This window comes from Pseudomonas sp. Leaf434 (assembly GCF_001425545.1).
GTDB lineage: Bacteria > Pseudomonadota > Gammaproteobacteria > Pseudomonadales > Pseudomonadaceae > Aquipseudomonas > Aquipseudomonas siliginis.
This window is the reverse complement of sequence record NZ_LMQZ01000012.1, coordinates 60,963-83,346: the sequence shown is the minus strand read 5'-3', so window position 1 is coordinate 83,346 and position 22,384 is coordinate 60,963. Positions and strand designations below refer to the sequence as shown.

At 61.0% G+C, this 22,384-nt stretch carries 19 protein-coding genes; 13 read left to right on the top strand and 6 right to left on the bottom strand.

Going from position 1 to position 22,384, the window contains the following annotated elements; translation table 11 throughout:
• Nucleotides 1–216: 216 nt before the first annotated feature.
• Nucleotides 217–1,641 (bottom strand): aspartate ammonia-lyase, encoded by a 1,425-nt coding sequence (gene aspA, locus ASG55_RS23910; RefSeq protein WP_016772472.1) that lies wholly within the window; start codon nt 1,639–1,641, stop codon nt 217–219.
• Between the two features lie 180 nt (nt 1,642–1,821).
• Here aspA and ASG55_RS23905 point away from each other — a divergent pair, with 180 nt between their 5' ends.
• The 5 genes from ASG55_RS23905 (at nt 1,822) to ASG55_RS23885 (ending at nt 5,637) form a co-directional block, all read left to right on the top strand.
• Entirely contained in the window at nt 1,822–2,730 is a 909-nt protein-coding gene (locus tag ASG55_RS23905) for a LysR substrate-binding domain-containing protein (protein WP_024014837.1), read from the top strand.
• Nucleotides 2,731–3,065: 335 nt separating this feature from the next.
• A complete protein-coding gene (gene purE / locus ASG55_RS23900) occupies nt 3,066–3,557 on the top strand; it encodes a 5-(carboxyamino)imidazole ribonucleotide mutase (RefSeq protein ID WP_007920220.1) in 492 nt (163 codons plus the stop codon).
• A 10-nt stretch (nt 3,558–3,567) separates the two neighbouring features.
• Nucleotides 3,568–4,650 (top strand): 5-(carboxyamino)imidazole ribonucleotide synthase, encoded by a 1,083-nt coding sequence (locus tag ASG55_RS23895; RefSeq protein ID WP_041476593.1) that lies wholly within the window; start codon nt 3,568–3,570, stop codon nt 4,648–4,650.
• A 111-nt stretch (nt 4,651–4,761) separates the two neighbouring features.
• Nucleotides 4,762–5,007 (top strand): GlsB/YeaQ/YmgE family stress response membrane protein, encoded by a 246-nt coding sequence (locus ASG55_RS23890; RefSeq protein WP_016772475.1) that lies wholly within the window; start codon nt 4,762–4,764, stop codon nt 5,005–5,007.
• Between the two features lie 93 nt (nt 5,008–5,100).
• The gene (locus ASG55_RS23885) at nt 5,101–5,637 is read left to right on the top strand and encodes a DUF3299 domain-containing protein (protein WP_056790934.1); all 537 of its coding nucleotides are present in this window, start codon (nt 5,101–5,103) and stop codon (nt 5,635–5,637) included.
• A 213-nt stretch (nt 5,638–5,850) separates the two neighbouring features.
• Here the strand turns inward: ASG55_RS23885 and ASG55_RS23880 are convergent, their stop codons facing one another.
• Both ASG55_RS23880 and ASG55_RS23875 read right to left on the bottom strand, forming a co-directional pair.
• The gene (locus ASG55_RS23880; RefSeq protein WP_056790931.1) at nt 5,851–6,750 is read right to left on the bottom strand and encodes a D-hexose-6-phosphate mutarotase; all 900 of its coding nucleotides are present in this window, start codon (nt 6,748–6,750) and stop codon (nt 5,851–5,853) included.
• Nucleotides 6,751–6,807: 57 nt separating this feature from the next.
• On the bottom strand, nt 6,808–7,212 hold the full coding sequence (locus tag ASG55_RS23875; protein ID WP_003229628.1) for an acyl-CoA thioesterase: 405 nt from the start codon (nt 7,210–7,212) through the stop codon (nt 6,808–6,810).
• A 377-nt stretch (nt 7,213–7,589) separates the two neighbouring features.
• Here ASG55_RS23875 and ASG55_RS23870 point away from each other — a divergent pair, with 377 nt between their 5' ends.
• The 8 genes from ASG55_RS23870 (at nt 7,590) to ASG55_RS23835 (ending at nt 18,532) form a co-directional block, all read left to right on the top strand.
• The gene (locus ASG55_RS23870) at nt 7,590–8,888 is read left to right on the top strand and encodes an MFS transporter (protein ID WP_016772479.1); all 1,299 of its coding nucleotides are present in this window, start codon (nt 7,590–7,592) and stop codon (nt 8,886–8,888) included.
• A 234-nt stretch (nt 8,889–9,122) separates the two neighbouring features.
• A complete protein-coding gene (locus ASG55_RS23865) occupies nt 9,123–10,121 on the top strand; it encodes a phosphate ABC transporter substrate-binding protein PstS (RefSeq protein WP_016772480.1) in 999 nt (332 codons plus the stop codon).
• A 252-nt stretch (nt 10,122–10,373) separates the two neighbouring features.
• Complete coding sequence (locus ASG55_RS23860; RefSeq protein WP_024014834.1) at nt 10,374–12,659, top strand: ABC transporter permease subunit; 2,286 nt, start codon at nt 10,374–10,376, stop codon at nt 12,657–12,659.
• Nucleotides 12,660–12,675: 16 nt separating this feature from the next.
• Entirely contained in the window at nt 12,676–14,346 is a 1,671-nt protein-coding gene (gene pstA / locus ASG55_RS23855; RefSeq protein ID WP_016772481.1) for a phosphate ABC transporter permease PstA, read from the top strand.
• Nucleotides 14,347–14,489: 143 nt separating this feature from the next.
• The gene (gene pstB / locus ASG55_RS23850) at nt 14,490–15,323 is read left to right on the top strand and encodes a phosphate ABC transporter ATP-binding protein PstB (protein WP_041476597.1); all 834 of its coding nucleotides are present in this window, start codon (nt 14,490–14,492) and stop codon (nt 15,321–15,323) included.
• 119 nt (nt 15,324–15,442) lie between these two features.
• Nucleotides 15,443–16,204, top strand: coding sequence for a phosphate signaling complex protein PhoU (gene phoU, locus ASG55_RS23845; RefSeq protein WP_016772483.1), 762 nt, complete (start codon nt 15,443–15,445; stop codon nt 16,202–16,204).
• A 176-nt stretch (nt 16,205–16,380) separates the two neighbouring features.
• On the top strand, nt 16,381–17,319 hold the full coding sequence (locus ASG55_RS23840; protein ID WP_056790928.1) for a response regulator: 939 nt from the start codon (nt 16,381–16,383) through the stop codon (nt 17,317–17,319).
• A 316-nt stretch (nt 17,320–17,635) separates the two neighbouring features.
• Nucleotides 17,636–18,532 carry a peptidoglycan DD-metalloendopeptidase family protein gene (locus tag ASG55_RS23835; protein ID WP_041476599.1) on the top strand — a complete coding sequence of 299 codons (897 nt, stop codon included), beginning with the start codon at nt 17,636–17,638 and terminating at the stop codon, nt 18,530–18,532.
• 172 nt (nt 18,533–18,704) lie between these two features.
• Here ASG55_RS23835 and ASG55_RS23830 read toward each other — a convergent pair whose 3' ends face one another.
• The 3 genes from ASG55_RS23830 to phoB all read right to left on the bottom strand — a co-directional run bounded on the left by ASG55_RS23830 (nt 18,705) and on the right by phoB (nt 22,283).
• A complete protein-coding gene (locus ASG55_RS23830; RefSeq protein WP_016772486.1) occupies nt 18,705–20,045 on the bottom strand; it encodes a hemolysin family protein in 1,341 nt (446 codons plus the stop codon).
• A 123-nt stretch (nt 20,046–20,168) separates the two neighbouring features.
• Nucleotides 20,169–21,455 carry a phosphate regulon sensor histidine kinase PhoR gene (gene phoR, locus ASG55_RS23825; protein WP_236708199.1) on the bottom strand — a complete coding sequence of 429 codons (1,287 nt, stop codon included), beginning with the start codon at nt 21,453–21,455 and terminating at the stop codon, nt 20,169–20,171.
• A 138-nt stretch (nt 21,456–21,593) separates the two neighbouring features.
• On the bottom strand, nt 21,594–22,283 hold the full coding sequence (phoB, locus tag ASG55_RS23820; protein WP_007896474.1) for a phosphate regulon transcriptional regulator PhoB: 690 nt from the start codon (nt 22,281–22,283) through the stop codon (nt 21,594–21,596).
• Nucleotides 22,284–22,384 lie beyond the last annotated feature (101 nt).

Below are 22,384 nucleotides of genomic sequence, written 5' to 3'. Positions count from 1 at the left end.
AGATCGCAGCCTTCGGCAGCTCCTACAGGTGCACGTCAATCCTGTAGGAGCTGCCGAAGGCTGCGATCTTGGCGGTATCGAATACACAAAGCATCTAACGTCCTGCCCGCAAAGAAGTTAAAAAAAAGGGCTCGGGGACAAAATCCCCAAGCCCTCAAAAGGTGAGAGGTGTCTAGTCCCTCGACCTGGTGAGCGGTGCTACAAGTTCGCGTCGGCTCAGGCTTTGAGCGGAACCAGACGCGGGGCAATCATGTTTTCCGGGCGCAGGATGTCGGCGAGCATGGCTTCGTCGAGCAGACCTTCTTCGCGCACCAGTTCCAGCACGCCCCGGCCGCTTTCAAGGGCGATACGGGCGATGCGGGTGGCGTTTTTGTAGCCGATGTACGGGTTCAGTGCGGTGACCAGACCGATCGAGTGCTCGACCAGTTCACGGCAGCGCGCTTCGTTGGCGGTGATGCCGACGATGCAGTGCTCGCGCAGCATGTCCATGGCACGTTGCAGCAGGCGGATCGAGTCAAGGATCTTGAAGGCGATCAGCGGCTCCATCACGTTCAGTTGCAGCTGGCCGCCTTCGGCTGCCATGGTCAGCGCCAGATCGTTACCGATGACCTGGAACGCGACCTGGTTCACGGCTTCCGGGATCACCGGGTTGACCTTGCCGGGCATGATCGAGCTGCCTGGCTGACGCGCCGGCAGGTTGATCTCATTGATGCCGGTGCGTGGGCCGCTGGACAGCAGGCGCAGGTCGTTGCAGATCTTCGACAGCTTGACCGCGGTGCGCTTGAGCATGCCGGAGAACAGCACGAACGCGCCCATGTCGGAGGTCGCTTCGATCAGGTCGGCGGCCGGTACCAGCGGTTGCCCGCTGATCAAAGCCAGACGTTGAACAGCCAGTGCCTGATAACGCGGGTCGGCGTTGATGCCGGTGCCGATCGCGGTGCCGCCCAGGTTGACTTCGGTCAGTAGCTCCGGGGCCAGCGTCTTCAGACGCGCGAGGTCTTCGCCCATGGTGGTGGCGAAGGCACGGAATTCCTGGCCGAGGGTCATCGGCACGGCGTCTTGCAGCTGGGTACGGCCCATTTTAAGGACGTGGTCGAACTCTTTGCCCTTGGCCGCGAAGGCCTGAATCAGGCTGTCGAGACTGGCCAGCAGCGCGTCGTGACCCAGCAGCAGACCCAGGCGGATCGCCGTCGGGTAGGCGTCGTTGGTCGACTGCGCCATGTTCACGTCGTCGTTCGGGTGCAGGTACTGGTACTCGCCTTTCTCGTGGCCCATCGCTTCCAGAGCAATGTTGGCGATCACTTCGTTGGCGTTCATGTTGGTGGAGGTGCCGGCGCCACCTTGAATCATGTCGACCACGAACTCTTCGTGGTAATCGCCGCGGATCAATCGCGCACAGGCTTCGCTGATGGCAGCGTGCTTGGCTTCGCTCAGGTGACCCAGCTCGCGGTTGGCGTCAGCGGCGGCCTGTTTGACCATCGCCAGGCCCACAACCAGTTTCGGGTAATGCGAAATCGGAACGCCCGAGAGGCGGAAGTTATTCACCGCTCGCAGGGTCTGGATGCCGTAATACGCATGGGCCGGTACTTCGAGGGCGCCAAGCAGGTCGGTTTCTGTGCGGAAAGATGCAGCGGAGGACATGATAGAAATCATCTCGATAAGGACCCGGTCTGTGCCGGAACGCTGCGAATGCTAGGCTTGTGGGGATTTTTGGGCCAATGCTGTTCAGCACTGCCCTATGCACATTCGGCATAATGCCCGTGTGACGCCGCCTGTGCGGCAGACGTGTGACCTGTTTTGGTGCGTGTCCGGGAGGACGTGATGAATCTGGAAAGCAAATGGCTCGAGGACTTCAGTGCCCTGGCCGCCACCCGCAGCTTCTCTCAGGCGGCCGAACGGCGCTTCGTGACCCAGCCGGCATTCAGTCGGCGGATCCGCAGCCTCGAAGCGGCGCTGGGGCTGACTCTGGTCAATCGCTCGCGCACGCCGGTCGAACTGACGGCGGCGGGGCAGTTGTTTCTGGTGACTGCGCGCACCGTGGTCGAACAACTCGGTGAAGTGCTGCGCCACCTGCATCATCTGGAAGGCGGGCAGGGCGAGGTCATGCAAGTCGCAGCGGCGCACTCGCTGGCGCTGGGCTTTTTCCCGCGCTGGATCGCCCAGTTGCGCAACGAAGGGCTGAACATCGCCACACGGCTGGTGGCGACCAACGTTGGCGACGCCGTGCACGCTTTGCGTGAAGGTGGCTGCGATCTGATGCTGGCGTTCTACGACCCGGATTCGGCGATGCAGATGGACCCGGAGATTTTCCCGTCGCTGCACTTGGGCCAGACCGAAATGCTGCCGGTGTGCGCGGCAGATCTGGATGGCAAACCGCTGTTCGATCTGGAAGGCGAGGCCAGCGTGCCGTTGCTGGCTTACAGCGCCGGGGCGTTTCTCGGCCGTTCGGTCAACGGCTTGCTGCGCCAGCGCCAGTTGCGCTTCACCACGATCTACGAAACCGCGATGGCCGACAGCCTGAAAAGCATGGCCCTGGAAGGCCTCGGCATTGCCTGGGTGCCGCAACTGAGCGTACGCGCCGAACTGGCTCGCGGTGAACTGGTGGTGTGCGGCGGCCCGCAGTGGCATGTGCCGCTGGAGATCCGCCTGTACCGCTGCGCCCTGGTGCGCAAGGCCAACGTGCGGTTGCTGTGGCGAAAACTAGAAGGTGGCGCCGCACAAAGCGCTTGAAGCTGATGAAGATCGAATGTGGGAGCGAGCCTGCTCGCGAATGCGGAGTTTCAGGCGCTGAGGTATCGTCTGACGCAACGCTTTCGCGAGCAGGCTCGCTCCCACAGGGGGATTTTTGCGGTGTTCTTTCGCTGACCTCAAGGTCAATAAAACCGGGCGTTTCGCTCATTTGACAGATGGTCGTTTCGGGGGCTGTTTATTGCTTTCTTTGCGGTATACTGCGCGGCCTTCGGCCGGCACGTCCGGCCATTTTTCGTACAATCAAGCCACGCAACCTGCGTGGCTTGTTGTTTTATGACGCGCCTGCGGGCGCTCCAGAGAGAAGAGGCGCGACGATGAGTGCACTGGTTGGCGTGATCATGGGCTCCAAGTCCGATTGGTCCACCCTTAGCCACACCGCCGATATGCTGGAAAAGCTCGGCATCCCGTACGAGGTCAAGGTGGTCTCTGCCCACCGCACCCCGGATCTGCTGTTCCAGTACGCCGAAGAGGCTGAAAGCCGCGGCATTGAGGTGATCATCGCCGGTGCCGGTGGCGCAGCCCACTTGCCAGGCATGTGTGCGGCCAAGACCCACCTGCCGGTGCTGGGCGTGCCGGTGCAGTCGGCCATGCTCTCGGGCGTCGATTCGCTGCTGTCGATCGTGCAGATGCCAGCTGGCATTCCGGTTGCCACCCTGGCCATCGGCAAGGCTGGCGCAATCAACGCCGCACTGCTCTCGGCGAGCATCCTCGGCGCCAAGCACCCGCAATTTCACGCGGTACTGAAAACCTTCCGTGCCGAGCAGACAGACAGCGTCCTGGACAATCCAGACCCACGTATTGCCTGAGGTTGTTGAGATGAAGATCGGTGTAATCGGTGGCGGCCAGTTGGGTCGCATGTTGGCCCTGGCGGGCACTCCGCTGGGGATGAACTTCGCTTTTCTCGACCCTGCGCCGGACGCCTGTGCGGCCGCGCTGGGCGAACACCTGCGGGCCGATTACGGCGATCAGGATCATCTGCGCCAACTGGCCGATGAAGTCGATCTGGTGACCTTCGAATTCGAAAGCGTCCCGGCCGAAACCGTGGCGTTTCTTTCGCAATTCGTGCCGGTCTACCCGAGCGCCGAAGCCCTGCGCATTGCTCGTGACCGCTGGTTCGAAAAGAGCATGTTCAAAGACCTCGGCATTCCGACCCCGGCCTTCGCCGACATCCAGTCGCAAGCCGACCTGGATGCCGCCGTCGCTTCCATCGGTCTGCCGGCCGTGCTGAAAACCCGCACCCTGGGTTATGACGGCAAGGGTCAGAAAGTCCTGCGCAAACCGGAAGACGTGGCCGGTACGTTCGCCGAACTGGGCAGCGTTGCCTGCCTGCTGGAAGGCTTCGTGCCATTCACCGGCGAAGTGTCGCTGATCGCGGTGCGTGCCCGCGATGGTGAAACGAAGTTCTATCCGCTGGTGCACAACACCCACGACAGCGGCATTCTCAAGCTGTCGGTTGCCAGCACCGATCACCCGTTGCAGGCGCTGGCGGAAGATTATTCCAGTCGCGTGCTCAAGCACCTCGACTACGTCGGCGTGATGGCTTTCGAGTTCTTCGAAGTCGACGGTGGCCTCAAAGCCAATGAAATCGCCCCGCGCGTGCACAACTCCGGGCACTGGACCACCGAAGGCGCCGAGTGCAGCCAGTTCGAAAACCACCTGCGCGCCGTGGCCGGCCTGCCGCTGGGTTCGACCGCCAAGGTCGGCGAGAGCGCGATGCTCAACTTCATCGGCGTAGTGCCGCCGGTGGAGAAAGTCATCGCCATCGAAGACTGCCATCTGCATCACTACGGCAAAGCTTTCAAGGCCGGACGCAAGGTCGGCCACGCCAACCTGCGCTGCGCCGACATGGCCACCCTGCAAGCGCAGATCATCAAGGTCGAAGCGCTGATCGCCGAGTAAAACAGTTTCATGTGGCCGCGGCGGAACCATTCAGGGGCCGCCGTTCTCTCATGGCAGGATGCGAAACACTGGCTAGTCTTTCGCATATCTTCCAAATCAGAGGGAAATGCCATGGGAATTATCGGAACCATCTTTATCGGCTTGATCGTCGGCCTGCTGGCTCGGTTCCTGAAACCGGGCGATGACAGCATGGGCTGGATCATGACCATCCTGCTCGGTATCGGCGGTTCGCTGGCGGCCACCTACGGCGGCCAGGCTCTGGGCATCTATCAGGCGGGCGAGGGCGCGGGTTTCCTCGGCGCACTGGTCGGCGCTGTCGTGTTGCTGGTGATCTACGGTCTGATCAAAAAGAACTGATCGAAAGCGACAAAGCCCTCTCGGCCAGCGCGGCCGGGAGGGCTAGAATGCGCGGCGACTCACCGTCCATTCCTTTGCCTGCCGAGCACCTTCATGCGCCGTCTTCTGTTGACTCTCCTCTTGCTGGGCAGCTATCTCGCCCACGCCGGCGAACTGCCGGAAACCGACTGGCTGGAACTGATGCCCAAGTCGGATCAAAAGGCCCTTGAGGCCATGCCGGAAATCGACCACAACTCCCCCGAAGCCACCGGCACCTTCACCGAGAAGGGCGGGATGAAGCAGGCCAAGGGTCTGCCAGCGGTGATGTATTCGACGAAAACCGTGGCGTCAATGAACGACAAGCACATCCGTATCGGTGGTTACCCGGTGCCGCTTGAGTCGGATGCCAAGGGCCGCAGCACGCTGTTCTTCCTTGTGCCGTATCCGGGCGCCTGCATCCACGTGCCGCCACCACCGCCGAATCAACTGGTGCTGGTGCGGTATCCAAAAGGGTTGAAGCTGGAGGACATCTACACACCGCTGTGGGTGACCGGCACGCTTAAAATCGAAAAGGTCAGTAATGACCTGGCGGATGCGGCGTATGCGCTGGAGGCGGAGAAGGTGCGGGTGGTGCAGGAGGCTGACCTCTAAAGCGCGCCGCACATAAATTTGGGAGCGAGCCTTTGTGGTGAGGGAATTTATCTGTGGTGAAGGGATTTATCTGTGGCGAGGGGATTTATCCCCGCTGGACTGCGCAGCAGGCCCCAGCTTTTGATTTAAAAAAAAGCGGGGGCCGCTTCGCGACCCAGCGGGGATAAATCCCCTCGCCACGGGGCTCTTTGCCCTTTTGTATTGCGCTAGAGCTTAGAACGGCGTAGCGGCTACGCTGACACCCATGGTATGGCTCGCACCCGGCGCCAGGGTCACCAGATCATCCATCACATTCGCCGTTTCGATGCACAGCATGCGTTGCCAGCCATCGTTGTCCATGTCCGGCAGTGCGGCGGCGCGGTCGATCCACGGGTTCCAGATCACCGCAGTGCGCGAGCCGGTAGAGGTCAGCACAATGCGTCGTTCCCAGGTCGGATCAACGATGCTCAATTGCGGCGGAACGTCGAGGTAGATGCGGTCGGTCTCGCCGGCGAAATGCAGATCGCCGCTCTGGCTGGCCGTGTTCCAGTCGTCCAGGGTCTCGATGTATTTCAGCCCGGCCACGCCGTCGACATGCACATTACGCACGTCACTCACGGCGAAATAGGTGTGCAGCGCCTGACTCAGCTTGACGCTGTCAGTCCCCCGGTTATGGCTGGTCAGACTGTATTGCAGTTGATCCGCCAGATGCAGGGTCAGGGTCAGATCGACTTCGTGGGGCCAGCCCGGCAGGCCACCTTCCGGGTAGGGCAGCTTGAATTCGACCTTGATGCCGTCAGCCTCTGATTCGATGTTGCCCAACTCCCAGTCCATCGCCCGCACCAGACCGTGCGCGGGGGCCGGCTGCTCGCCGGTATACATGGCCTGCACGCTGCTCGGGTTGCGTTCGAATTTGCCAAACCACGGCCAGCACACCGGCACGCCGGCGCGGATGCTTTTGCCGGTCTTGAACTCGGCCTTGTCGTTGAGCCAGATGATCGGCGGCTGGCCGTCGATCTGATAACTGAGGATGTGCGCGCCTTGCTGGGCCACCAGCACTTCGGCCTTGCCGTGGCGGATGCGCCAGCAGTTCAGTTCATCCTGTTTCACGGCTTCCACGTTGGGCGTGTTCATGGGCAACTCTCGATCAGACACTGGGGACGACTATCGACCGCAAAACGGTCGCGAGGTTTAACGCGCGCGTGGCGGCACCGAACGGGTGCGACCGCTGCCGTCGATGGCGACGAAAACGAAAACCGCTTCGGTGACCTTGCGCCATTCGCTGGAGAGTGGGTCATCGCTCCACACTTCGACCATCATCTGGATCGAGCTGCGTCCGATTTCCAGGGTCTGGGTATAAAAGGACAACTGCGCGCCGACCGCGACCGGGACGAGGAACGCCATGCGGTCGATGGCGACAGTGGCAACGCGGCCACCGGCCACCCGGCTGGCCATGGCGGTGCCGGCCAGATCCATCTGCGCGACCAGCCAGCCGCCGAAAATATCGCCAAAGCCGTTGGTTTCGCGGGGAAGTGCGGTGATTTGCAGGGCCAGGTCGCCCTGTGGGATCGGATCTTCTTGTTCGAGCTCTATCATGCCGAGGGGCCTCTGACCCATGACTCTTCGTGGGTATTGCGAGTGGTAGCCGTCTTCAAGAAAAACGATTCAACACCGAACACACTGCGTTCGTCACGTTTTCCATCAGGCGCCTAAAGGGAAACTCTGCGAAAAAGGCTAAATCCCGAGCAAAGGACGGGCCAACAACGTTTTCGCACAGCAACCTCTTACAAATCCTGCGCAGGTGGCGAGTATATCGGTCGATAGACCCCGCGACGACCACCCGGTTCTGATTTCGACCGTCAATTACGCGCCTCTATGTGCTTTTTCGAACAATTTGCTATGGTGCCGAACCTGTCCAAGCCACCGCCAGCGTTGTTGTGGCGACAGATTCGACTATAAGAGAAGCCCTTGCCATGACCACAGCGCCTTCGAGCCTCGCGCAGCCCGAGCAACCCGCACGACCGTTGACCCGCAATGACTACAAGACTCTGTCGCTGTCCGCCCTTGGCGGGGCGCTGGAGTTCTACGATTTCATCATCTTCGTCTTCTTCGCCACCGTCGTCGGCAAGCTGTTCTTCCCGGCCGACATGCCCGAGTGGCTGCGGTTGATGCAGACCTTCGGCATCTTCGCCGCCGGCTATCTGGCGCGTCCTTTGGGCGGCATCGTCATGGCGCACTTCGGTGACCTGCTGGGGCGCAAGAAGATGTTCACCCTGAGCATTTTCATGATGGCCGTGCCGACGCTGATCATGGGGCTGCTGCCGACCTACGCGCAGATCGGCATCTGGGCACCGATCCTGTTGCTGCTGATGCGGGTGATCCAGGGCGCCGCTATTGGCGGTGAGGTGCCGGGAGCGTGGGTCTTCGTTTCCGAACACGTACCGCAAAAGCACATCGGTTATGCCTGCGGCACGCTCACCAGTGGCCTAACTGCCGGCATCCTCCTCGGCTCGCTGGTCGCCACGGCAATCAACAGCATTTATACGCCAGCCGAAGTGTCGGATTACGCCTGGCGGATCCCGTTCCTGCTCGGCGGCGTGTTCGGCCTGTTCTCGGTGTACCTGCGCCGCTGGCTGCACGAGACACCGGTGTTCGCCGAACTGCAATTGCGCAAGGCACTGGCCGAAGAAGTGCCGTTGCGCGCGGTGCTGCGTGACCATCGCGGCGCCATCGCGATTTCGATGCTGCTGACCTGGCTGCTCTCGGCTGGCGTCGTCGTGGTGATCCTGATGACCCCGACCGTGCTGCAAACGGTCTACCACTTCTCGCCGACCACGGCGCTGCAAGCCAACAGCCTGGCCATCGTCTTCCTCAGCCTCGGCTGCATTGGCGCTGGCGCGCTGGCCGATCGCTTCGGCGCCGGTCGCGTTTTCGTCTTTGGCTGCCTCGGTCTGCTGATCAGCTCCTGGACCTTCTACCACAGCCTCGCCGACCACCCGGACTGGTTGTTCCCGCTGTACGCATTGACCGGTTTGCTGGTCGGCACCATCGGCGCGGTGCCGTACGTGATGGTCAAGGCGTTCCCGCCGGTGGTTCGCTTCAGTGGCCTGTCGTTTTCCTACAACGTCGCGTACGCGATCTTCGGTGGCCTGACGCCAATGGTGGTGAGCCTGCTGCTGAAGGAAAGTGCAATGGGGCCTGCCTACTATGTGGCAGTGCTGTGCGGGATGGGGATTCTGGTAGGCGCCTGGCTCTGGAAGAAGGGGCGCTAAAGCCCAGGATCTACTCCACCAATACCGGCCACTTCGCGAGCAGGCTCGCTCCCACAGTTGGAATGCATTTCAATTGTGGGAGCGAGCCTGCTCGCGAATGGGGACGCCACAAATCATCCAGCAAAACCCGATGCTGGCCTTTCATCCAATTGTCATATTTCAGCCATAGAGTGTTCACATGGCCTGCTGATACTTGGCCCCGACTTAACACACCCTATCTGCTAGGAGTAAGGCATGAAACTGAAGCGTTTGATGGCGGCAATGACTTTTGTCGCTGCTGGCGTTGCGACTGCCAACGCGTTCGCCGCTGTTGACCCTGCTATCCCGAGCTACACCAAGACCACTGGTGTGTCGGGCAACCTGTCCAGCGTCGGTTCCGATACCCTGGCCAACCTCATGACCCTGTGGGCCGAGAACTACAAAAAAGAATACCCGAACGTCAACATCCAGATTCAGGCCGCTGGCTCCTCCACCGCGCCACCTGCACTCACCGAAGGCACCGCCAACCTGGGCCCGATGAGTCGCAAGATGAAGGACAACGAACTGCAGGCTTTCGAGCAGAAGTACGGCTACAAGCCGACGGCGATCCCGGTTGCCGTGGATGCTCTGGCCGTGTTCGTGCACAAGGACAACCCGATCAAGCACCTGACCATGGCTCAGGTCGATGCGATCTTCTCCTCGACGCGCCTGTGCGGTGCCAAAGCTGACGTCAAGACCTGGGGTGACCTGGGCGTGACCGGTGACCTGGCCAACAAGCCGGTTCAGCTGTTCGGCCGTAACTCGGTGTCCGGCACTTACGGCTACTTCAAGGAAGAAGCCCTGTGCAAAGGCGACTACAAGCCGAACGTCAACGAACAACCAGGTTCGGCGTCGGTGGTGCAGTCGATCAGCAGCTCGCTTAACGGCGTCGGCTACTCGGGCATCGGCTACAAGACCGCCAGCGTGAAAACCGTAGCCCTGGCCAAGAAAGAAGGCGGCGAGTTCATTGAAGACACCGAAGAAAACGCCCTGAACGGCAAGTATCCGCTGTCGCGTTTCCTCTACGTTTACGTCAACAAAGCCCCGAACAAGCCTCTGGCGCCGCTGGAAGCCGAGTTCGTGAAGCTGGTGCTGTCGAAACAGGGCCAGGAAGTGGTAGTGAAAGACGGCTACATCCCGCTGCCTGCCAAGGTTGCTGCCAAAGCACTGGCTGACCTCGGTCTGCAAGAAGGCGGCGCTGTCGCCAAGAAGTAACACCGCAGATCCGGGGCAACCCCCCGGACCTGCTGGAACCGTGTAGGAGCTGACGAGTGAAACGAGGCTGCGATCTTTTGATCTGGCCTCTGATCGCAAGATCAAAAGATCGCAGCCTCGGTTCCCTCGACAGCTCCTGCACAGGTTTCACAACCTCGAATTCTCGACTCCGCTGCCGGACTTCCGGCTGGCGGATTTGCTGCGTCACTGCACTGTCATCTTTCTGTCATACAGGATCGCTAGGGTGTGCGCATGAATGATCTGGCCAATTCCCCAATGACTACGTCTTCCCCTCCCAAGCGCATTGATTTCAATACGCCTGAGCTGCAACGCAAGCGCCGCATTCGCGCGCTCAAGGATCGCTTCACCCGTTGGTACGTCCTCGTCGGCGGCCTGGCGGTGCTCGCGGCCATCACCCTGATCTTCTTCTTCCTCGCCTACGTCGTTGCGCCACTGTTTCAAGGCGCCGACCTGACCGCGAAAGACTCGATCACCCCGGCCTGGATGCAGGACGCGGGCAAGCCGCTGATGATCTCGCTCGAAGAGCAGAATCAGGTGGCCATGCGTGTATCCGACAAGGGCCAGGCGCTGTTCTTCGATCTCGACAGTGGCGCTGAATTGAGGCGTGTCGATCTACCGCTGCCTGCGGGCGCTACCGTGACGTCTATTGGCGAAGACCAGCCGGGTCATCCGCTGGTGGCCGTGGGTCTGTCCAACGGTCAGGCGCTGGTGTTCCGTCATACCTATAAAGTCAGCTACCCCGATGGCAAGAAAACCATCAGCCCGGCCATCGAATATCCCTATGGCGAGGCGCCAATTGCACTGAACGAAAGCGGCGGCGCGCTGGAGCATGTCAGCCTCAATGCCACCGATTCGACCCTGATGCTGGTCGGCTCCACTGGCTCGCAACTCAATGTGCTGTCGCTGACCAGCGAAGAAAACATGATGACCGGCGAAGTCACCAACGAGCAGACGCGCATCGATCTGCCGCAGATGACCGAGCCGGTGAAAAACATCTTCGTCGACCCGCGCCAGCAGTGGCTGTACGTGGTCAACGGTCGTGCTCAGGCCGACGTGTTCAGCCTGCGCGACAAGAGCCTCAACGGGCGCTACAAACTGCTGGAAAATGCCGACGCCCAAGTCACCGCCACCGCGCAACTGGTCGGCGGTATCTCGCTGATCGTCGGCGATTCCAAGGGCGGTCTGGCCCAGTGGTTCATGGCTCGCGATACCGATGGCGAGCAGCGTCTGAAGCAGATCCGCACCTTCCAGATGGGCACCACGCCGATCGTTGAAATCGCTGCCGAAGAGCGCCGCAAAGGCTTCCTCGCCCTCGATGCCAGCGGCAAGCTCGGCGTGTTCCACAGCACCGCACACCGCACGTTGCTGGTCGATCAGGTGGTTGAAGGCCAGGGCCTGTTCGGTCTGTCGCCGCGCGCCAACCGAGTGATCGTCGAAGCCGGCGGCAAGCTGCAGCCGTTGCTGCTCGACAACCCGCACCCGGAAGTTTCGTGGAGCGCGCTGTGGAGCAAGGTCTGGTACGAGAACTACGACGAGCCTAAATACGTCTGGCAGTCGACCGCCGCCAACACCGATTTCGAACCGAAACTGAGCCTCTCGCCGCTGACCTTCGGCACTCTGAAGGCCGCGTTCTACGCCATGCTGCTGGCCGCGCCACTGGCCGTCGCCGCTGCGATCTACACCGCGTACTTCATGGCCCCGGGCATGCGCCGCAAGGTCAAACCGGTGATCGAACTGATGGAAGCGATGCCGACGGTGATCCTCGGTTTCTTCGCCGGTCTGTTCTTGGCTCCATATGTAGAAGGGCATCTGCCGGGCATCTTCAGCCTGCTGATGTTGCTGCCGATCGGCATTCTGGTCGCCGGTTTCACCTTCAGCCGCCTGCCTGAATCGATCCGCCTGAAAGTCCCGGACGGCTGGGAAAGTGCGCTGCTGATTCCGGTGATCCTGTTTGTGGGCTGGCTCTCGCTGTACATGAGCCCGTTCATGGAGAACTGGTTCTTCGGCGGCGACATGCGCATGTGGATCTCCCATGACCTGGGCATCACCTACGACCAGCGCAACGCCCTGGTGGTCGGTCTGGCCATGGGTTTCGCGGTGATCCCGAACATCTACTCGATCGCCGAAGACGCCGTGTTCAGTGTGCCGCGCGGCCTGACCCTGGGTTCGCTGGCCCTGGGTGCGACGCCATGGCAGACCATGACCCGCGTGGTGATCCTGACCGCCAGCCCGGGCATCTTCTCGGCGCTGATGATCGGCATGGGCCGTGCGGTCGGCGAAACCATGATCGTGCTGATGGCCACCGGCAACACCCCGGTGATGGAGATGAACCTGTTCGAAGGCCTGCGCACCCTGGCCGCCAACGTCGCGGTGGAAATGCCCGAGTCGGAAGTCGGCGGCAGCCACTACCGCGTGCTGTTCCTCTCGGCGCTGGTGCTGCTGTTGTTCACCTTCGTCATGAACACCCTGGCAGAACTGATTCGTCAGCGTCTGCGCAAGAAATACTCGTCGCTTTAAGCAAAGGTAGAAGTCTGTGAAACAGAACTCCCTGAAAGGATGGTTCAAGAGCGGCGCCCCGGGCGTCTGGATCAGCGGTGGCGCGGTGTCCATCGCGGTCATCATGACCATTGGCCTGTTGGCGGTGATTGCCGTGCGCGGTCTCGGTCACTTCTGGCCGGCGGACCTGATCCACGCGCATTACGACGTACCGGGCCAGGCCAATCACCTGGTGATCGGCGAAGTGGTGCAGAAAGAAGAAGTGCCGCGCGCGCGTCTGAAGAGCGCCGGTCTGCCGGTGCCGGACGAAGGTCCGGAATTCATGACCCGCGAGCTGATCAAGGTCGGCAACCGTGACCTGAACGGCAACGACTTCACCTGGATCGTCGGCGAGTGGCTGACCAAGCAGACCACGCCGCCCGAGCTGATGGCGATCGAGCGTCGCGAGTGGGGCAACTTCTACGGCTATTTGGTCAACGTCAAACAGGATGGCAAGGTCATCGCCGAAGGCGAGGCCGCATGGCCTGAACTGCAAGCGCGCATCGACCGTGTGAACGATCTTGCGGCTCAACTGAAAACGCTGGAAAAAACCGACATCGGCGCGATCAATGCCGGCCTCGAACGCATCCGACTGCATGGGCGCAAATTGGAGCTGGAAGGCAAACTCGACGCCACCGCACAAGCGGACATGGAGTCCGAGCGCGCCGAGCTGGACGCGCGCTACAAAGACATCGAAGCACGTCTGTCTGATTTGCATGCACAGTTCAACCGCGACGCCTTGACCGCCCGTGACGCCAACGGCAAGGAAATCGAAATCGGTCTGGGCAAAGTGGTTCACGCTTACCAGCCGAACGGCATGAGTACCTTGACCAAGGTCGGCTTCTACTTCAGCAAGATCTGGGAATTCCTCTCGGACGACCCGCGTGAAGCGAACACCGAAGGCGGGATCTTCCCGGCGATCTTCGGCACCGTAATGATGACCCTGATCATGGCGATGATCGTTACACCGTTCGGCGTGCTGGCAGCGGTGTACCTGCGCGAATATGCCAAGCAGAACACCCTGACTCGCGTCATTCGTATCGCGGTGAACAACCTCGCCGGCGTACCGGCGATCGTTTACGGCGTGTTCGGCCTGGGCTTTTTCGTTTACGTGCTGGGTGGCTCGGTCGACCGCTTGTTCTTCCCTGAAGCACTGCCGGCACCGACCTTCGGCACGCCGGGCCTGCTCTGGGCCTCGCTGACCCTGGCGCTGCTGGCAGTGCCGGTGGTGATTGTGGCGACCGAAGAAGGTCTGGCGCGGATTCCTCGTACCGTGCGTGAAGGTTCGTTGGCCCTCGGCGCGACCAAAGCGGAAACGCTGTGGAAAATCGTTATCCCGATGGCCAGCCCGGCCATGATGACCGGGATGATCCTCGCCGTCGCCCGTGCCGCCGGTGAAGTGGCGCCGCTGATGCTGGTGGGTGTGGTGAAACTGGCGCCGTCGCTGCCGGTGGACGGCAACTACCCGTACCTGCACCTGGACCAGAAGATCATGCACCTGGGCTTCCACATCTATGACGTCGGCTTCCAGAGCCCCAACGTCGAAGCAGCCCGCCCGCTGGTGTACGCCACCGCGCTGCTGCTGGTGCTGGTGATCGCGACGCTGAACCTGTCGGCGGTGTATATCCGCAACCACCTGCGCGAAAAATACAAAGCACTGGATAGCTGATTTTGCAGCACTGATTTTTATGTGGGAGCGAGCCTGCTCGCGAAGGCATCACCGCGGTTTCATAGACAAACCGCAGCGCCTGAATCGCGAGCAGGCTCACTCCTACAAAACCGAACCGAATTTGTTAGCACAGGGAGCCTCCCATGCAGCACGAAACACACAGCCACGGCATCAACATGTCTGCCTTGGGCCGCGACAAGCAGAGCCTCAACCTGGCGCAGGAAACCGTCGCCATCGAAGTGCCGGGCCTGAGCCTGTACTACGGCGACAAACAGGCACTGTTCGACGTCAGCATGAACATCCCGAAGCAGCGTGTGACCGCGTTCATCGGCCCGTCCGGCTGCGGTAAGTCGACGCTGCTGCGTACCTTCAACCGGATGAACGATCTGGTCGACGGCTGCCGTGTCGAGGGCGCGATCAACCTGTACGGCAACAACATCTATCGCAAGGGCGAAGACGTTGCCGAACTGCGTCGTCGCGTCGGCATGGTGTTCCAGAAGCCCAACCCGTTTCCGAAGACCATCTACGAGAACGTCGTCTACGGTCTGCGCATCCAGGGCATCAACAAGAAGCGCATCCTCGACGAAGCCGTTGAGTGGGCGTTGAAAGGCGCGGCATTGTGGGACGAGGTCAAAGACCGTCTGCACGACTCGGCCCTCGGCCTGTCCGGTGGTCAGCAACAGCGTCTGGTGATCGCCCGTACCATCGCGGTTGAGCCGGAAGTGCTGCTGCTCGACGAACCGTGCTCGGCTCTCGACCCAATCTCGACGCTGAAAGTCGAAGAGCTGATCTACGAGCTGAAGTCCAAGTTCACCATCGTCATCGTTACCCACAACATGCAACAGGCGGCACGGGTGTCCGACTACACCGCGTTCATGTACATGGGCAAACTGGTGGAATTCGGCGACACCGATACTCTGTTCACCAATCCGGCGAAGAAGCAGACCGAAGACTACATCACCGGTCGCTATGGCTGATTGCAGCAGCGGCAAGCCGCAAGCTTCAAGCGGCAAGAAATAATTGGTGCGATATCAGGACTTATACATAACTGCTTGAAGCTTGCAGCTTGAAGCTTGCAACTTTCGCGGAGCGAACAATGATTTCCAAAGAAGGCCTTACCCATCACATTTCCGCGCAGTTCAACGCTGAACTGGAGGAAGTGCGCAGTCACCTCCTTGCCATGGGCGGGCTGGTCGAGAAGCAGGTCAACGACGCGGTCACGGCGCTGATCGAGGCCGACTCCGGCCTGGCTCAGCAGGTGCGTGAGATCGACGACCAGATCAACCAGATGGAACGCAACATCGACGAAGAATGCCTGCGCATTCTCGCCCGTCGTCAGCCGGCAGCCTCTGACCTGCGTTTGATCATCAGCATTTCCAAATCGGTGATCGACCTCGAACGTATCGGCGACGAAGCCACCAAGATCGCCCGCCGCGCCATCCAGTTGTGCGAAGAAGGTGAAGCGCCGCGCGGTTACGTCGAGGTCCGTCACATTGGCGACCAGGTGCGCAACATGGTTCGTGATGCGCTGGACGCCTTCGCGCGTTTTGACGCCGATCTGGCCTTGTCGGTGGCGCAGTACGACAAGATCATCGACCGCGAATACAAAACCGCCCTGCGTGAGCTGGCCACTTACATGATGGAAGACCCGCGCTCTATCTCGCGGGTGCTGAGCATCATCTGGGTCCTGCGTTCACTGGAGCGCATCGGCGATCATGCGCGCAACATCTCCGAACTGGTGATCTATCTGGTGCGCGGCACCGACGTGCGCCACATGGGCCTCAAGCGCATGAAAGAAGAAGTTGAAGGCACAAGCGCTGAAACCGCTAATGTTCCGGGCGAAGCTGACGATAAGTAAGATTGCCTGAGAAAAGCGCCCGGCCCTCTGGCCGGGCGTTTTTGTTTCTGCTTTTCAGAAGCGGATTCGAATTAAAAGCAGCACCCGCGAACGAAAAGTCCCGGCGTGACTGAAGAGTTTTGGCAATGTGCCATCAGCCAGCGTTATGCTTGCCGGGATTTTAATAGGGGTGTTGGATGAGCAAGATCAGTGTGTTGGTCGTGGACGATGCTTCGTTCATTCGTGACCTGGTGAAAAAGTGCCTGCGTAATTACTTCCCGGGGATCCGCACCGAGGACGCCATCAACGGCAAAAAGGCCCAGGCCATGCTGGCCAAAGAGGCTTTCGACCTGGTGCTGTGCGACTGGGAAATGCCGGAAATGTCCGGCCTCGAACTGCTGACCTGGTGCCGCGAGCAGGACAACCTCAAGACCATGCCGTTCGTCATGGTCACCAGCCGTGGTGACAAGGAAAACGTCGTGCAGGCGATTCAGGCCGGCGTATCCGGTTACGTCAGCAAGCCGTTCACCAACGAGCAGCTGCTGACCAAGGTCAAGCAGGCACTGAACAAGGTCGGCAAGCTCGACACCTTGATGAACAGCGCGCCGACCAAGATGAATTCGGCATTCGGCAACGATTCCCTGAGCGCACTGACCGGCGGCAAGCCTGCCGTGGTCGGCGGCGCTGCGGCCAGGCCTGCCGCTGCCGCTACTGCACCCGCTCCAGCCGCTGCGCCGTCGCGCGGTTTGCTCAACAGCCCGCCAGTTCAGGCGCCCGGTGCATCCAAGGCGCCGGTGGGCGGTCGTGGTCAGGGCCAGTTGCGCCTGCCGAGCGGTACTCAGCAATGCGTGATCAAGGCCTTGAGCATCAAGGAAGCCCTGCTGGTAGTGAAGCGCACCGAAACCCTGCCGCAGATCCTCGACAGCGCCGTGCTCGATCTGGAGCAGGGCGACAACGCCGAGATCGCGCGCCTCAATGGTTATCTGCACGCCATCGTCGCCCACGAGCAAAAAGCCGACAGCGACTGGCTGCAACTGACCTTCCGCTTTGTCGACCAGGATGCGCAGAAGCTCGACTACATCTCGCGCCTGATCGCCCGGGGCACGGCGCAGAAGCATTTCGTACCCGGCGCGTAAGCTTCGTCGCCCGATAGGCCGCCTTCGCGAGCAGGCTCGCTCCCACCCTGGAACGCATTCCAAATGTGGGAGCGAGCCTGCTCGCGAAGGGGCCAGCCAAAACACCACTTGTCTCCCGTGCTCTGATCGTTCCCACGCGCAGCAAAGGAATGCCTCAACCGGACGCTCCGTGTCCTCTGTGCAGGGGACGCAGAGCGTCCCGGGCTGCATCCCCACGCAGAGCGTGGGGACGATCATTTGAAACATCTGGCGACTAGCCTGGTCTGTCTCAGCTGCTAGGCTGATTCCCAGGCCTTCCTTCGACAGACTTTTGCCCATGCTCGCGCGCCTGCTGTTTTTCTGCGGTCTCTGCCTGGCCTCCCAGCTGGCGATGGCCATGACCATCTACAAATCCACCGATGCCAACGGCGTGGTCTCGTACAGCGACCGCCCGAGCAAAGGCGCAAAGGTGTTCGTGTTTCAGGACCGTATGGTCGAGCGCCTCGACCGCCAGGTGTACCTGGACATCAAGAAGCAGAAGGGCGTCGACGTGGTGTTTGCGCGCAACGATCTGTACGCGCCGGTCGAGGTTGCCCTGGCCTTCATCGGCACGAGCAATGTGCGTGGCGTGCCTGCGCGGGCGATCCGTCGCGTGCTGCCGCCGCGCAGCAACACACGGCTGGCGCTGCTGACGGCGATCAGCCGTGACCAGCCGCTGGTGTATTCGCCGCAGTTCCAGTATTCGCTGGGCGACCCCGCAGGCACCGCGCAAAGCTATCGCTATCCGCTGCCCTGGCGTGGCGGGCCGTTTCGCCTGAGTCAGGGCGCCAACGGCCAATACAGCCACTACGGGCCGAAGAACCGCTACGCCATGGACATCGCCATGCCGGTGGGCACGCCGATCATCGCCGCGCGAGCGGGAGTAGTAGTCAAGACCGAGAACTCACAGAGCGGGCGCGGTACCGATGCCTCCGGCAATTTCGTTCGGGTGCTGCACGACGACGGCACCATGGGCGTGTACCTGCATCTGAAACAGGGTTCGGTGAGTGTGCGCGAAGGACAACGGGTCAAGGTCGGCAGCCCGCTGGCGCTGTCGGGCAACACCGGCAACAGCAGCGGCCCGCACCTGCACTTTGTGGTGCAGCGCAATACCGGAGAGGGGCTGGTGTCGATTCCCTATCAGTTCAACCAGCCACTGGGAGCGTTGCCCAACTTTGCGTTGGGCAAGCAGTAGGCGCGATAGGGTGTTGAGGGTTTTTGTGGCGAGGGGATTTATCCCCGTTGGGCCGCGAAGCGGCCCCAAATATTGCAACTCTGTACTAACTGACTGCATTCAATGGTTTTGGGACGGCTGCGCCGTCCAACGGGGATAAATCCCCTCGCCACAAGAGCCCCCCAAACTCCCATCAATCGAGCATCAACACCTTGGCCAGAACAATCTTCGGCCCTTTCATCTTCTTTATGATGATCCGCAGGCCTTCGACTTCCAGCACTTCTTCCTCTTCCGGCACCCGTTTCAGGGTTTCGTAAACCAGCCCGGCAAGGGTTTCCGCTTCGATGTGATCGAGATCGATGCCCAGCAGACGTTCAACCTTGAACAACGGCGTATCGCCACGCACCAGCAGCTTGCCTGGCTGATAGGCGAGAATGCCGCGCTCTGCCTTGCGGTGCTCGTCCTGAATGTCGCCGACCAGCACTTCCAGCACGTCTTCCATGGTCAGGTAGCCGATGATGTTGCCGTCAGCCTCTTCGACCACGGCGAAGTGCGAGCCACCCTTGCGGAACTGCTCCAGCAGCTGCGAAAGCGGCATGTGCCGCGACACGCGCTCCAGCGGGCGGGTCAGCTCGGCGAGGTTGAACGACTCTGGAATGTGGTCCAGCGCGGCCAGTTCCAGCAGCAGATCCTTGATGTGCAGCAGGCCGACGAACTCCTGGCGCTCGCTGTCGTACACCGGATAACGGCTGAACTTGTGGCGACGGAACATCGCCAGGATTTCCTTCAGCGGCGCATTGAATTCAAGGGTGATCAGGTCTTCGCGGGAATTGGCCCAGTCGACCACTTCCAGCTCGCCCATTTCCACCGCCGAGGCCAATACGCGCATGCCCTGATCGCTCGGATCCTGGCCACGGCTGGAGTGCAGGATCAGTTTCAGTTCTTCGCGGCTGTAATGGTGTTCATGGTGCGGGCCGGGTTCACCTTGCCCGGCGATACGCAAAATCGCGTTGGCGCTGGCGTTGAGCAGGTAGATCGCCGGGTACATCGCCCAGTAGAACAGGTACAGCGGCACCGCCGTCCACAGCGACAGCAGCTCGGGTTTGCGGATCGCCCACGACTTGGGCGCCAGCTCGCCGACCACGATGTGCAGGTACGAAATGATGAAGAACGCGGTGAAGAACGACACGCCTTTGATGATCTCGGGCGAGTCGACGCCGACTGCGCTCAGCAGCGGCTCGAGAATATGCGCGAACGCCGGTTCACCGACCCAGCCCAGGCCAAGGGAGGCGAGGGTGATGCCGAGCTGACACGCCGACAGGTAGGCATCGAGCTGACTGTGCACGGTGCGCAGGATGTGTCCGCGCCAGCCATGTTGTTCAGCGATGGCCTCGACCCGGGTCGAGCGCAGTTTGACCATGGCGAATTCCGCCGCAACGAAAAAGCCGTTGAGCAAAACCAGGATCAGAGCAAAAAGAATCATGCCGAAGTCGGCAAAAATGGTCGCGAGGGACAAGCCAGGGGAAGGGTCCATGATGGAGTTTTGCGGGTTCCGTGTGATTCGAAATTAGGGAGAAACAGCGCCTGAAAGGCAGGCACAAGTCAGCCAATGTAGCGGCTGACCGTGCGATTGCCTAGTGGCGTGTGCCGGGCGGCATCACTCGGTGGCGCTGATCGCCCGTGCGCTGGCCACTTGGGCCGGGGCGAAATGGCAGGTAAACGTGCTGCCGTGGCCGGGCACGCTGCTGATCTCCATTCGCGCGCGGTGGCGCAGCAGCACGTGCTTGACGATGGCCAGGCCGAGGCCGGTCCCCCCGGTGTTGGAGTTGCGGCTGGAATCGACGCGGTAGAAACGCTCGGTCAGGCGCGGCAGGTGTTTGCTGTCGATACCGATGCCGGAATCCTGCACGCTAAGGTGCGCGCCCTGATCGTCGCCCCACCAGCGAATGCGGATGTTGCCTTCGGCCGGAGTGTACTTGACCGCGTTGAACACCAGATTGGAGAACGCGCTGCGCAACTCCGCTTCGCTGCCCTTGAGCAGCACTCCGGCACTGGCCTCGAGGCTGATGCGCTGGTTTTTCGCCCCGGACAACTGCTGCGCATCGCTGGTGATCGATTGCAGCAAGGTGTCGATCTGCACCGGCTGGTTGTCCGACGGGTAATCAGTAGCCTCCAGCTTGGCCAGCAGCAACAGGTCGTTGAGCAGTGTCTGCATGCGCCCGCCCTGTTGCTGCATCTGCTGCAGGGCACGGCTCCAGCGCGGGTTCACTTCTTCGACATTGTCCAGCAGGGTTTCCAGATAGCCGCAGATCACCGTGAGCGGTGTGCGCAGCTCGTGGGAGACGTTGGCGATGAAGTCCTTGCGCATCTGTTCCAGCTGATGGATGCGCGTCACGTCGCGGACCAGCATCAGGTGTTCATTGTTGCCGTAGCGCGTCAGGTACAGCTGAATGCGCACGCGATCGTTGGTCGGCGAAGGGATTTCCAATGGCTCGGCAAAGCTGTCCTGCTCGAAGTATTCCTTGAAGCGCGGATGGCGCACCAAGTTGGTCACCGGTTGGCCGCTGTCCTGCGGAGTCTTCAGGCCGAGCAGGGTTTCAGCGGCGCGGTTCCACCATTCGAGATTGCCGTCGCTGTCGAGCATGATGACTGCATCTTTCAGCGCAGCGGTGGATTCCTGCACCCGGTCGATCACCGCTTGCAGACGCCCGCGCACCCGTTGGTCGCGGCGTTGCAGGTGATAGATGCTGTCGAACACCTCGCCCCACAGACCATAGCCATCGGGCGGCGCTTCGTCGGGTTGGTGCTGGCGCAGCCATTCGTGCAGACGCAGCAATTGCTTGAGCGTCCAGGCCAGATATAGGCCCAGACCCGCCGCGAGGCTCCAGCCGTAATAGCCGGTGATCAGGCCGATCACCAGGCAGGCGGTGACCAGCAACAGCATGTGGCGAATCAGGGTGCCATGCCAGTTTTGATTCACGAGGGCGTCCTTAGCCGCAGCTTCAAGTTTCAAGCCGCAAGCTCCAAGCTAAAACGGATCGGCTTTCACTTGCCGCTTGTAGCTGGAAACTTGCAGCTGCTTTTACGCTTTTGTGGAGAACCGGTAGCCGGTGCCGCGCACGGTTTGTACCAGATTTTCGTAGGCGTCGCCGAGGGCCTTGCGCAGGCGCCGGATGTGCACGTCGACGGTGCGTTCTTCGACGTAGACGTTGCCACCCCAGACCTGGTCAAGCAACTGGCCACGGGTGTAGGCGCGTTCCTGATGGGTCATGAAAAATTGCAGCAGGCGGTATTCGGTCGGGCCCATCTCGGCGGGTTTGCCGTCGATGGTCACGCGGTGGCTGATCGGGTCGAGCAGCAGGCCGCCGACTTCGATCGGCGCTTCGCCATCGGTCGGTCCGGCGCGGCGCAGCACAGCCTTGAGGCGGGCGACCAGTTCACGCGGGGAAAACGGTTTGGTGATGTAGTCGTCGGCGCCGACTTCCAGGCCCTGGATCTTGTTGTCCTCTTCGCCCTTGGCGGTGAGCATGATGATCGGGATGTCCCCGGTCAGCTCGTCACGCTTGAGGCGCCGGGCCAGTTCGATGCCCGAGGTGCCGGGCAGCATCCAGTCGAGCAGGATCAGGTCCGGTTTGCGGTCGACGATGATGGCGTGAGCCTGCTGCGAGTTCTCTGCCTCGAGGCAGTCATAGCCGGCCATTTCCAACGCCACGGCGATCATTTCGCGAATGGGCGCTTCGTCGTCGACGATCAGAATGCTCCTGCCAACCATGCCTTAATCCTCTTGTCATTTAACTGTCTTGCGCCGCATTAGATAACGGAATTATTGCAGTCGTGTGACAGTATTTCAGGCCCGCAACATTTGCACCCATC